A 12,441-nucleotide genomic window follows, 5' to 3' on the forward strand; every position below is an offset into this window, starting at 1 on the left:
TGCCGCGACCCGCGCACGGTGGAGCGGGCCACCCTCGGGAAGCCGCCAACTCCCTTCTACCCCACACCCGTCCGGGCGCGTGACACCGCCCCGCGAGGGCGGTGCGCGTCAGGCCCTGCGGGGCGAGGCCAGGACGTAGCGGGCGCCGGTGCGCGGCTCGGTGTGTTCGCCCGTCTGCCAGCCCGCCCCGTCCAGGGTGGCGGCACAGGCGCGCAGCGCGGCGGGGTCCGGTTCGTGGACGGCGACCGCCTCGGGCTGGGGGGTCGCCCGTACCCGGTACCCGCCGCCCTCCGCCGCGGCCGGACGATGGCCCGCCGCCTCCAGGGCGAGTGCGGCGGCCTGCACCAGATGGGTGCGCTCCCAGGCGCACGGACGGTCGGTGGCGCCGTCCGTGCGGGTCATGCGGCGCAGCTCCAGCAGGCCCTGCCAGGCGCTGTGCACCTCCCGCAGCCGGGCCGGCCCCGACGTGGCGCCCTCCTCGCCGCCGATCCGCGCGGAGAAGACCCCGGAGGCCGCCGCGCCGGACGGCTCCGCGACCTCACCCGGTGCGGCGGGCGGCGGAACGGGCTCCCGCGGTGCCTCCCGCATCCGGTGCCCCGCCGGGGTCAGGAAGTGGTCGCGCGGCGGACGCGGATGGCGAAAGGCGAGCCCCCGCTTCACCAGCGCGGCGAGCTGTGTCTCGGTTCCCCTCAGCCGCCCGGTCACGGGATCGGCGGCCTCGATGAGGCGCAGCTGCGCGGCGGTCGGCGGTCGTGTCACGGCGCGCTCCCTCCACCCGGTGGTGCCACGGCGTTCCGCCTCCGCCGCAGGTCACTGCTGCTCGGGCAGCTCCCCTGCGGGGGTGAGCGGACCATGGGAACAGTACGCGTCGGGTCTGACATTCCACCCGGCCACCACATGCCGCCGGTGCTCGGTGCTCAGCCGGCTCATCGTCCCCGTGCCGAGCTGGAACAGCGCGCCGGACTGAGCGGTCAGCCCGAGCCGCCGCGCGGTCAGCACCCGCAGGAAGTGACCGTGCGAGACGACGACCACGCTGCCCTCCGACTCGGCGAGCGACGCGTCGATCTTGGCCAGCATCCGCTCGGCGCGGGCCCCGACCTCCGCCGGGCTCTCCCCGGGATGCTCCGGCGGCCCGGCCGCCACACCGTCCGTGAACAGGAACCAGTCGGGCCGCTCGCGGTGGATCTCGACGGTGGTGATCCCCTCGTACCCGCCGTAGTCCCATTCGGAGAGGTCGGCGTCCACGCGGGCGCCGCCGATCCCGGCCAGCTGGGCCGTCTCGCGGGCTCGTCGCATCGGGCTGACGAACGCCGCCGCGATGTGGTGCCGGGCGATCAGCGGGGCGAGCCGCCGCGCCTGCTCCCGGCCGTTGTCGGTCAGCGGGACATCCGTCGACCCCGTGTGCCGTCCGGACAACGACCACTCGGTCTCGCCGTGCCGTACGAGGAGCAGGTCACCCATCGCCGCACCCTTTCCGTCCCTGCCTCAGATGCTGTCCCCCGTACGGTGACACCGACCGGGCGGGAACGCAGCACCGGCTCCTCCGGTCGGCCCTACCGGGGCCGCCGGGCCGGTCCCTCCTGCCGGTACCCGCCGAGGAAGCGTCCGATCCTGCTGATCGCCGCGTCCAGGTCGTCGGCGTGCGGGAGGGTGAGGATGCGGAAGTGGTCGGGGCGCGGCCAGTTGAAGCCGGTGCCCTGCACGACCTGGATCTTCTCGCGCAGCAGCAGGTCGAGGACGAACTTCTCGTCGTCGTGGATGGGGTGCACCGCCGGGTCGATGCGCGGGAACGCGTAGAGGGCGCCCTTGGGCTTGACGCACGAGACGCCCGGGATCTCGTTGAGCTTCTCCCACGCGCGGTCGCGCTGCTCGCGGAGCCGTCCGCCGGGCCCGGTCAGTTCGTGGATCGACTGCCGGCCGCCGAGCGCGGCCTGGATGGCGTACTGCGCCGGGGCGTTGGCGCACAGCCGCATGGAGGCCAGCATCGTCAGCCCCTCCAGATAGCTGCGGGCGTGCTGCTTGGGACCGGTGACGACCAGCCAGCCGGACCGGAAACCGGCGACGCGGTAGGTCTTCGACAGGCCGCAGAACGTGAGGACGACCAGGTCGGGGGCGAGGGCGGCGGCCGAGTGGTGCACCTCGTCGTCGTACAGGATCTGGTCGTAGATCTCGTCCGCGAACACCATCAGGCCGTGCCGGCGGGCCAGGTCGAGGATGCCCTCGACGATCTCCTTCGGATAGACCGCGCCCGTCGGGTTGTTGGGGTTGATGATGACGACCGCGCGGGTCCGGTCGGTGATCTTCGACGCCATGTCGTCCAGGTCCGGGTACCAGTCGGCCTGCTCGTCGCAGAGGTAGTGCACCGCCTTGCCGCCGGCGAGGGTGGTGACGGCCGTCCACAGGGGGAAGTCCGGTGCGGGGATGAGGACTTCGTCGCCGTCCTCGACGAGGGCCTGCACGGCCATGGAGACCAGCTCGGACACGCCGTTGCCGAGGAAGACGTCGTCCACGTCGACGGCCAGCCCCCGGTCCTGGTAGCGCTGGGCGACCGCTCGGCGGGCGGACAGGACACCGCGGGAGTCCGTGTAGCCGTGTGCCCGGGGCAGCATCCGGATCATGTCCTGGAGGATCTCCTCCGGCGCCTCGAAGCCGAAGAGCGCCGGGTTGCCGGTGTTCAGGCGGAGCACGCTGTGGCCCGCCGCCTCCAGCGCGTCGGCCTGCTCGATGACCGGACCGCGGATCTCGTAACAGACCTCGCTGAGCTTGCTCGACTGCCGGAACTCCATGCGCTGTGCCCTCCGGTTGTGGTGTTGCTTGGTTTTACCAAGTGGGAGCTTGGAAAGTCCAACAAGATAGCTAGACTGCGTCGCATGTCACCGCGCCGAAGCTACGACCAGTACTGTTCCGCCGCCCGTGCCCTCGACGCCGTCGGGGACCGGTGGACCCTCCTGATCGTCCGCGAACTGCTCGGCGGCCCGCGCCGCTACACCGACCTGCACGCCGATCTGCCGGGCGTCAGCACCGACGTCCTGGCCTCCCGGCTGAAGGACATGGAGCGCGACGGCCTGTCCACCCGGCGCCGTCTGCCGCCTCCCGGCGCGGCCTACGTCTACGAACTCACCGAGCGCGGGGCGGAGTTGCTGCCGGTCCTCCAGGCCCTCGGGGAATGGGGCGCGCCCGCGCTCGACGGGCGGCGGCCCACCGACGCCGTACGGGCGCACTGGTTCGCGCTGCCCCTGCTGCGAGGCCTTCGGTCGCTGGGCGTGGGAGAGGGGCTGCTCGAAGTCCGCCTGGACGAGGGGCGGTTCCATCTCCGCCTCGGCGACGAGGCGGCACCGCCCTACGGCGACGGTGCGGCGCCCGGCGAGCCGGACGCCCGGATGACCCTGGACACCCCGGCGTGCGAGGCGGTGAGCCGCGGCGAGGCCACGCTGGCTGACCTGTTGCGGGAGGGACGGGTCGAGGTGACGGGCGACGGACCCCTGGCCAAGGAACTGCGCTCCGTGTGAACGCCGTTGGCCCGCCGGGGCCGTTCCCGGACCGGGCACCTGCGGAGGGTGCGGTAACGGTGAGGCCCGCCGCATCCCGGAAGGGCTGCGACGGGCCGTGGGCGGAGTGTCCGGTCAGGCGCCCGGCGGCACCCGGCGCGGGCGGCCGTTCCCGCGCGTCAGCGCGTAGCCGCCGATCCCCGCGAGGGCCGCGAGGACACCCCCGATCCCGGTCCACACCCAGCGGTCGGACCACCAGCCGGACGTCCAGCCGTCGTCGGGTTCGAGCGAGGACAGAGCGGCCGAGGCCGAACCGGACTCCTCGTCGGAGTCCGCCTTCTCGGACGTCGTCGCGACGCCCGGGACGAGCGGCTCGGCGAGCGAACCGTCCACCGCGGCCGAACCGCCGATGTCCTTGGAATCCACCCGCACCTCGGCGCCCACCGGCTGCCCGAGGTCGCCCGCGCCGAGCCCGACGGCGGTCAGCCGGATGTAGTACGTGCCGGGCAGCGGGTCGTCGGCCCACGGCTCCGACCATGCGCGGACGGTGCGCAGGGTGCAGGCCAGCTCGACCGACGCCGCGTCCGCCGCGGCCGTCCGGGTCTGGGCCCCGTACTGACAGGCCTGGCGTCGCCGCAGACCGTCGTACACGTCGATCTGCCAGGTCTGCGAGGCGGAGGGCCTGGAGGCCTCGGGCAGTTTCACCGTCGCCTTCACGGTGGGACGCTGCCCGGCGTCGGCGGGGAACGACCAGTACAGGTAGTCACCCGTGGAGCCGTTCGCGGTGGCGTCGACGCCCTGCTCGACCTCGGTCGCCGTACGGAACGACGTACCGGCCTGGGTGGGCGCGCCGTCACCGCCGTCGTCGTCGGACGGGCTCGCCGACGGCGAGGCGTCCGCGGCGGCGGGGGAGGCGGTGGCACCGAGCAGGGCGGGCGCCGCGGCGACCCCCAGCAACAGTGCGGCTGTGCTCAACACACTTCGGACACGCATCAGTTGGTCCTCCAGACCGCGAACCGCCAGCGTGAGATCCAGCCCCACAGGACACCGGCGAGGAAGCCGGCGATCACCAGGGCGCCGAGCAGCCACCAGCCGCGTCCGAGGCCGAACGAGGCCACGTCCGCGGCCTGGTCGGGACCGTCGACGACATCGACGGTCAGTTCCAGCGGCAGACCGGGCGTGGTCTTCACGCCCGCCGCCGCGGAGAAGGAGTTGGAGACCTGGAGGCACACGACCTCGGCGGGCGCGTCCTCGTCGTCGCTCTCGGCCTTCGGGTAGCGCAGACCGGTCGACACCACGTCGGTGCGGCCGTGTCCGGCCGCCTCGCCGCGCACGATCTCCCGGCCGTGCTGGGTGACCGCCCTCAGCAGCACCCCGTGGTCCGGGTTGACCTGCCGGTCGGCGGCGATGCTCACCGAGGCGCGCAGCTCCTTGCCGGGATCGAGCTCCACGCGGTACCAGCGCTGCTGCGTGAACTCCTCGCGGTCGGTGTACAGGCCCGACTTGACGACGGGCGCGCCGGTGCACGCGGAGGCGCCCTCGACGGCCACCGGCTTCACCACCGGATCGGCGGCCCGGTCGACCAACTGATTGACCCGGTCGCTGAGTTGTTCCTTGTGCTCGACCGAGGTGTAGGTGCCCCCGGTCGCCTCGGCGATGCAGCTCAGCTGCTTGCGCATCGTGACGTTCGGGACCAGGCCGAGGGTGTCGATGGTGAGGTCGATGCCCTTGGCGGCGATCTCACGCGCCACCTCGCACGGGTCGAGGGGCCGGCAGGTGTCCTCTCCGTCGCTGATCAGCACGATCCGCCGGGTGCCCTCACCGCCCTGAAGGTCGTCGGCCGCCTTCAGGAGGGCGGGGCCTATCGGGGTCCAGCCGGTCGGACTGAGGGTCGCGACGGCGGTCTTGGCCTCGGTGCGGTCCAGTGTCCCCACCGGGTAGAGCTGGGCCGTGTCCTTGCAGCCCGTCTTGCGGTCGTCCCCGGGGTAGTTGGCCCCGAGCGTGCGGATGCCGAGCTGCACCTCCTCCGGCGTCGCGTCGAGCACCTCGTTGAACGCCTGCTTGGCCGCGGACATCCGCGACTCGCCGTCGATGTCCCGGGCGCGCATCGAACCGCTGACGTCCAGCAGCAGTTCGACCTTGGGGGCGGTCGCCGTGGTTTCGTCGGCGACCGCTCCGGCCGGGAACGCGATCCCCGCGGTCAGGGCGGCGAGCAGGGCGCAGACGCCCGCCGCCAGCCGTTGTCTTGTGATCATCGGCGGATCCTATTGATCAAAGGTGCCGCGCTTCAAAACGAGAGGCGCCGCGTCTCACAACGGGACGGGGCCGCCGAGCGGTTGAGGGAGCAGTGTCCACTGGTCACCGGGGGTGCCGGGGGAGAGCCGCATCAAGGTGAGCGCCTTGGTGGGAAGTGGCTCACTCAGCAGCGCGGGCAGGTCCGCCGTGCGCGGAAGGTCCGGCGCGACCGTCTCCAGCGCGTCGCGGAGCGCGGCCGTCGAACCCGCCGTCGCGCCGAGCGCGCCGCCCACGAGCGAGCCGAAGAGCTTGCGGCGCAGGGCGGTCTCGTCGTCCGTGACGATGCGGCCGGACAGGCCGGGAACGGAGACGCCGTGGCGCGCCAGCCGGGCCGGACTGACCCGGATGTCGGCCAGGTCGCGGTAGACGAGACGTACGGGGGTGCCCGCGCCGTCCAGCACCACCAGCAGGTTCTGGCCGTGTGCCTCCAGCGCCACGCCCAGTTCCAGCAGCCGCAGCCCCACTCCGAGGACGAGGCGGGTGAACTCGGCCAGCCACACGGGCTTTTCGGGCAGCCGGGTCAGCGGCAGCGCGGCCACCGGCACGCAGCTCTCGCCGTCGCCCGCGTACGCGTCGGGGGACTCCCGCGCCACCGCCGCGAGATCGGCGACACCCGCCGAGGCCGCTCCGAGCGTGCGGGTGACGTGCAGCGGCGCGTCCAGCCGGGCCGTCAGCCCCTCCATGAACGCCGAGACGGTGTCCGCCGTCCGGACCGAGTACACCGAGATGTCCCGCACCGACGAGGTGAGCCGGGCACTCAGGGCCGTCTTCACATGCGCTCCCTCCGGCACGGCGAGCGTGCGCAGGGACATCAACGGGCGCGCGGGGAAGCCTTCCTGGACCTCGGCGTCCAGCACGTGCGCGGTCTGCCAGGGATGCACCGGGACCAGCACCCGCTCGCCGTCCCGCAGCCACGTGGGCCACTCGCCCGTCACGAGGGCGTCGTCGACCGCCACCAGGCCCAGGTCCACCGACGGCCGGTGCTCCGGCGCGTAGGCGAACTGCTCGGCCACCGAGAACCCCGGCCGGGAGCGGCAGTTGGGGTGGTACGGATGTCCGTCCACGATCCGCTGCTCCCACTCCCAGCTCGCCGCGGACGCCTCCGGGACACCGGGCACCCGGTCGGCCCGCGACAGAGCCAAGGAGGCGACGCTGTTGCCGAGTTCGGCCGAGAAGGAGGCCCCGTGCGGGACACCGAGGGCGTCCACGAGCCGCTCCGGGCGCTCGAACGGCACCCCGTCCAGCCACACTTCGCTGACGGACCCGTCCGTCGCGTACGGGTCCGGGCGCGGCCCGTGCAGCCGGCGGCCGTCCCGCAGCCGCAGCGTCAGACCGCCGCCGCCGCCGCTGTCACGGTCACCGGTGCCGTCGGCGGAGCGCTCGGCGATCCACGGCAGCGGCTCGTGGGCCAGCGCGCGCCACAGCCGGGTCAGCACGGCAGCCCGGGCGCCGGGCAGCGCGGCCGTGTACGGCGCCGACAGGTCGGGTCGCACGCCGGTCAGTTCGTCGGCGAACACGGCCTCGGTGTCGGTCGTGGAAGGACGGGGCACGGGCGGGCTCCTTGGGTACGGGACTGCGTCGTGGTCGTCCGCCGGGGCAGACATACTGATCACCAGTGCACCGTATGGATCGAATGGACCGGATGGATCGCGTGGACTTCAAGCCGACCGTGTTCCCCGCTCTCACCAGGGGCGACACGGACGAGGCCGCCGACGCGTACGCCGCCGCGCCGTTGCTCAATTGTCTCCTTCGCGAAGTCGCGGCGCCCACACCGGAACCGGGCGTCCACCGCCTGCCCGGCGGCGGCGCGCTGCTGCGGGTCCGAGGCACCCGGCGGCCCGCCGAACCCGAGGTGTACGCCGACGGGGCCTGGCGCCCGCTCGGTCACGCGGAGCTGGTCCGGCTCACCGCCGACGAACTGTTCCGCGCCACCGGCGTCGCCAACACCGAACTGCCCGCCGAGATGACCGGCAGCCGGGACGTCGTCGCCGCGCTCCTGCGGGCCCGCGCGCTGACGACGCCGTCGGAGGATCCGTACCGGCGTTCCGAGCAGTCCCTGATCCTGGGCCACCCGCACCACCCCGCGCCCAAGATCCGCGGCGGCGGCCCCGTGGCCGACTGGCTGCCGTACGCCCCGGAGGCGTACGCCTCCTTCCCCGTGGACCTCCTCGCGGTGCGCGACGATGCCGTCGTCGAGGACGGCGACACGACCGCCCTCGACGCGTTCGGCGAGGCCCCGCCCGGTTACCGGCTGCTGCCCGCCCACCCCTGGCAGCTCGCGCTCACCCGGTCCTCCCCGGCGATCCGCGAGGCCTTCGCGGACGGCCGGCTCCTGCGCCTCGGACGCACCGGCCGCCCCCTGTGGCCGACGGCGGCCATCCGCACGCTCTACGCCTCCGACGAGGACCTGTTCGTCAAGTTCAGCCTGGACGTGCGGATCACCAACGACATCCGCCGGCTGTGGCGGCACGACCTGCTGAAGCTGCGCGCCACGGACGCGGCGGCCGCCGCCGCCTTCGCCTCCCTCGGCCCCGCCGCCTGGCTCAGCGACCGCGGCTACCGCACCGCCGCCTTCGCCTTCGAGGAACTCGCCGTCCTGGTCCGCGACGGATTCGCCGGCCACCTCCTCCCCGGAGCCACCCCGCTGCTCGCCGCCGCCCTCGTGGAGGGGTTCGAGGGCAGCCCGCTCGACCGCCTCACCGACCCCGCCGAATGGTGGGCGGCCTACCTCCGTCAGGTGGTGCCCCCGGTCCTGGAGGCGTTCGCCCGGCACGGCGTCGTCGTCGAGGCCCATCTGCAGAACACGGTCGTGGCCGTCGACGCCCAGGGCCTGCCCGTCCAGGCCCTGTTCCGGGACGCGGAAGGCGTGAAACTGCTGCCCGGAGTGACCCGCGAGGCCGGCTGGGAACGCCTCGTGTACTGCCTGGTCGTCAACCACCTCGCCGAACTGGCCGCGCTGCTCGCCGAGCGGTTCCCCGGCGCGGACCCCTGGCCCGCCGTACGGGCGGAACTCCTGCGCCACGCCACGGACGGGGACCTTCCCGAGATCGCCGCCCTGCTCACCTCACCCACGCTGCCCGGCAAGACCAACCTGCTGCTCCGCTGGACGCAGGCGGACGGCGCGGACGCCCGCTACGTGCCGCTGCCGAACCCGCTGGCCACGTCGTGATCCGAGGCTCCGCGGGCCTGGCGCGCCGTCGGGGGAGAAGGGACCGAAGGCCATGACGGGCGACGACGTGCTGGAGATCCTGGACGTCCTCCGAGCGGCCGGGACCGGCACGACTTGGCCCGGCTCCGCGAGGCGTTCGGCATCGCCAGGCACCTCTGAACGCGACGCGGCGCGGCGAGACAGACCGCCGGGTAAAGCTTTTCCGCTGAACGGGCAACGGGATTCCCTCCCGCCGCAGGTGGGCGGAGCGGCCCAAGTGATGCGTGCGTGCGGCATCTTGACCGCCCTGTTGGTCCAGACCAATCATGGGGCCGCTCGTAGTCCGCCCCGGCGCGCAGGGCGGTCACCCGCACCGTCCACCCCCCCCATTGCCGGGAGTCTCCATGAGACCAGCCGTCACCATCCGCCCCCTCGCCGCCCTGACCGCGGTGCTCGCCGGGGCCGGCGCCCTGCTCGCCACGGCCGTCCCCGCCCACGCCGACGCCGCTCCGCTGCCGGCGCACGTGGTCGCGCCCTACGTCGAGACGTACCAGCCCGACGACATCTCCGACCTCGCGGCCGCGTCCGGCAACAAGTACCTGACCCTGGCCTTCCTGCAGACCGAGAAGAAGGGGTCCTGCACCCCCTACTGGGACGGCGACACCTCGCTGCCGGTCGGGCAGGCGGCGTTCGGCGGCGAGATCGCCGACCTCCAGGGCCGGGGCGGCAACGCCATCCCGTCCTTCGGCGGTTACGCCGCCGACAACGGCGGCACCGAACTCGCCGACAGCTGCACCGACGTGAACGCGATCGCCGCCGCGTTCGAGAAGGTCGTCACCACCTACAACGTGCCCCGCATCGACCTGGACGTCGAGGACAACTCCCTGACGAACACGGCCGGCATCGACCGCCGCAACCAGGCGATCAAGAAGGTGCAGGACTGGGCCGCCGCCAACGGGCGCTCCGTCCAGTTCTCGTACACCCTCCCGACCACCACCAGCGGCCTGGCCGCCGACGGTCTGAAGGTGCTGAAGAGCGCGAAGACCGCGGGCGCCCGCATCGACGTCGTCAACCTCATGACGTTCGACTACTACGACAACGCCACGCACCACATGGCGGACGACACGAAGACCGCGACGGCCGGCCTCGCGAGCCAACTCGTCGCACTGCACCCGGAGATGACGACCACGCAGATCTGGGCGTCGATCGGCGTCACCGAGATGCCGGGCATCGACGACTTCGGAGCGGCGGAGACGTTCACCACCGCCGACGCCGCGGCGGTGGACTCCTGGGCGAAGACGCGGGGGATCAACAATCTCTCGTTCTGGGCCCTCCAGCGGGACAACGGCGGCTGCCCCGGCACCGGCGGCAGCGACACCTGCTCCGGCATCGCCCAGGACACCTGGGCCTTCAGCCACGCTTTCGCGGACTTCAGCGGCCCCGGCACGCCGGTCCCCGACGACTTCGGGGTGGCCGTCGCCCCCGGCGCGGCCTCGGTCGCACCCGGCGGCGGCACCTCGGCCACCGTCTCCACCTCGGTGGTGTCCGGCGCGGCCCAGCAGGTGGCCCTGAAGGTGACGGGAGCCCCGACGGGCGTGACCGCCACACTCAGTCCGGCCACGGTGAAGGCCGGCGCCACCTCCGCGCTCTCGGTGACCACCACCTCGGCCACGGCGCCCGGAACCTACCCCCTCACGATCACCGGCACGGCGGGCTCCACCGCGCACACGGCGACGTTCACCCTGACCGTCACCGGCACCGGGGGCGGTGGCGGCGGAGCCATCGTCAACGGCGGTCTGGAGACCGGCTCGCTCGCCCCGTGGACCTGCGCCGCGGGCAGCGGGATCACCACCACGACGGCGCACACCGGCACGCACGCCCTGGAGTCCGTGCCCACCTCCTCGGCGACCGGCCAGTGCGAGCAGACGCTGACGCTGCTGCCGAAGACGAAGTACACCCTCAGCGGATGGGTGCAGGGCTCCTACGCCTACCTGGGCGTGAGCGGAGGCGCGACGGCCAGTGGCTGGGCCTCGTCCGGCACCTGGACGAAGGTCTCGGTGCCGTTCACGACCGGCACCTCCGGCACCGTGACCGTGTACCTGCACGGCTGGTACGGCCAGGGCGCGGTCCACGGGGACGACCTCACCGTCGGCTGAGCCCCTTTTCCGGACGCGGGCGGCCCGGTACGCCGGGCCGCCCGCGTCCGGCCGCCCCCGACGCCGGACGGCTCCGGGACCTGCTGTTCTACAGTGGCCAGTGTGCTCCGCGACGTGACTGCTGTTCGATACGTGACCCCGCTGACGGCGGGCGGCTCCGTTCCCGGAGTCGTCGAAGCCGACGACCTGGGGACCTACGTCGTGAAGTTCACCGGCGCGGCCCAGGGCCGCAAGGCGCTCGTCGCCGAGATCGTCGTCGGCGAACTGGCCCGCGCCCTCGGGCTGCGCTTCCCCGAGCTGGTCCTGGTCCACTTCGACCCGGCCGTCGGCGGGCACGAACCCCACCAGGAGGTCCAGGACCTGCTGCGGGCCAGCGCCGGGCTCAATCTCGGCATGGATTACCTCCCGGGCGCCCGCGACCTCACTCCCGAGGTCGCGCGGGCCTTCCCGGTCGACCCGCTGGAGGCGGGCAAGGTGGTCTGGCTGGACGCCCTCACCGTCAACGTGGACCGCACGGTGCACAGCTCGAACCTGATGGTGTGGCCCACCCTCGGGGTCGCGCCGCCCCGGCTGTGGCTGATCGACCACGGCGCCGCCCTCGTCTTCCACCACCGCTGGGACGCCTCGGCGCCGGAGAAGGCGTACGACTTCAGGAGCCACGCGCTCGGCGGCTACGGCCCGGACACCCGGGCCGCCGACGCCGAACTCGCGCCGAAGGTGACGGAGGAACTGCTGCGCGCGGTGCTGGCCGAGGTGCCCGACGCCTGGCTCACCGACGAGCCGGGCTTCGCGGGCCCCGACGCGCTCCGTGAGGCCTACGTCGGCTACCTCCTCGCGCGGGTGCGGGCCTCCGCGGCCTGGCTCCCCACGGACTTCCCGAGCCGCGAACAGCTCGCGGCGGAGGACGCCGACCGCGCGGAGCGGACCCAGCAGGGCCGCCCGGACTGGCTCAAACGCGTCCCTGACCTGCACGGCAAACCGGCGGCGGAACAGGACTGGTCGGTGCACCTCGGATGACCGACCGTACGACGACGGATCGGACCACGGATCGGATGGCGGAGCGGATGACGGACCCCCAGCGCGTGCAGATCGAGTACTGCACGCAGTGCCGCTGGCTGCCCCGCGCGGCCTGGCTCGCCCAGGAACTGCTCACCACCTTCGAGACCGAGCTGGACGAGCTGTCGCTCAAGCCGGGCACCGGCGGCGTCTTCGTCGTCCGGGTCAACGACGAGGTGGTGTGGGACCGCCGCGAGCAGGGCTTCCCCGAACCCACGGTGGTCAAGCGCCTCGTACGCGACCGAGTGGCCCCGGAGAGATCCCTGGGCCACTCGGACCGTACGACGGACTGAGCCGG

Annotated in this window: 11 protein-coding genes; 5 read left to right on the forward strand and 6 right to left on the reverse strand. The window is 73.3% G+C overall.

What is annotated here, in order from left to right; translation table 11 throughout:
- Positions 1–108 precede the first annotated feature (108 nt).
- From B0675_RS19465 to B0675_RS19475, 3 genes are all read right to left on the reverse strand, one after another.
- Positions 109–759 carry a hypothetical protein gene (locus B0675_RS19465; RefSeq protein WP_081220091.1) on the reverse strand — a complete coding sequence of 217 codons (651 nt, stop codon included), beginning with the start codon at positions 757–759 and terminating at the stop codon, positions 109–111.
- Between the two features lie 51 nt (positions 760–810).
- Positions 811–1,461, reverse strand: a complete 651-nt coding sequence (locus B0675_RS19470; RefSeq protein WP_081220092.1) for a histidine phosphatase family protein — start codon at positions 1,459–1,461, stop codon at positions 811–813.
- Positions 1,462–1,553: 92 nt separating this feature from the next.
- The gene (locus tag B0675_RS19475; RefSeq protein ID WP_081220093.1) at positions 1,554–2,786 is read right to left on the reverse strand and encodes a pyridoxal phosphate-dependent aminotransferase; all 1,233 of its coding nucleotides are present in this window, start codon (positions 2,784–2,786) and stop codon (positions 1,554–1,556) included.
- 84 nt (positions 2,787–2,870) lie between these two features.
- Between B0675_RS19475 and B0675_RS19480 the strand changes: the two genes are divergently transcribed.
- On the forward strand, positions 2,871–3,509 hold the full coding sequence (locus tag B0675_RS19480) for a winged helix-turn-helix transcriptional regulator (protein ID WP_081220094.1): 639 nt from the start codon (positions 2,871–2,873) through the stop codon (positions 3,507–3,509).
- 114 nt (positions 3,510–3,623) lie between these two features.
- Here the strand turns inward: B0675_RS19480 and B0675_RS19485 are convergent, their stop codons facing one another.
- Genes B0675_RS19485 through B0675_RS19495 form a run of 3 tightly spaced genes read right to left on the reverse strand, consistent with a single transcriptional unit; the run spans position 3,624 to position 7,333 of the window.
- Entirely contained in the window at positions 3,624–4,481 is an 858-nt protein-coding gene (locus B0675_RS19485) for a hypothetical protein (protein ID WP_081220095.1), read from the reverse strand.
- A complete protein-coding gene (locus B0675_RS19490) occupies positions 4,481–5,743 on the reverse strand; it encodes a VWA domain-containing protein (protein WP_081220096.1) in 1,263 nt (420 codons plus the stop codon). The genes B0675_RS19485 and B0675_RS19490 overlap by 1 nt, the downstream gene beginning before the upstream one ends.
- 54 nt (positions 5,744–5,797) lie before the next feature.
- Positions 5,798–7,333: an IucA/IucC family siderophore biosynthesis protein gene (locus tag B0675_RS19495; protein WP_081220097.1), complete on the reverse strand. Its 1,536-nt coding sequence runs from the start codon at positions 7,331–7,333 to the stop codon at positions 5,798–5,800.
- Between the two features lie 92 nt (positions 7,334–7,425).
- Here B0675_RS19495 and B0675_RS19500 point away from each other — a divergent pair, with 92 nt between their 5' ends.
- From B0675_RS19500 to B0675_RS19515, 4 genes are all read left to right on the forward strand, one after another.
- The gene (locus tag B0675_RS19500) at positions 7,426–8,952 is read left to right on the forward strand and encodes an IucA/IucC family protein (protein WP_081221881.1); all 1,527 of its coding nucleotides are present in this window, start codon (positions 7,426–7,428) and stop codon (positions 8,950–8,952) included.
- Between the two features lie 383 nt (positions 8,953–9,335).
- Positions 9,336–11,087: a chitinase gene (locus B0675_RS19505; protein WP_081220098.1), complete on the forward strand. Its 1,752-nt coding sequence runs from the start codon at positions 9,336–9,338 to the stop codon at positions 11,085–11,087.
- A gap of 102 nt (positions 11,088–11,189) precedes the next feature.
- Positions 11,190–12,104, forward strand: coding sequence for a HipA family kinase (locus B0675_RS19510; protein ID WP_081221882.1), 915 nt, complete (start codon positions 11,190–11,192; stop codon positions 12,102–12,104).
- A gap of 47 nt (positions 12,105–12,151) precedes the next feature.
- Entirely contained in the window at positions 12,152–12,436 is a 285-nt protein-coding gene (locus B0675_RS19515) for a SelT/SelW/SelH family protein (protein ID WP_081221883.1), read from the forward strand.
- Positions 12,437–12,441: the final 5 nt, after the last annotated feature.

Source organism: Streptomyces sp. M41(2017) (genome assembly GCF_002078175.1).
Classification (GTDB): Bacteria; Actinomycetota; Actinomycetes; order Streptomycetales; family Streptomycetaceae; genus Streptomyces.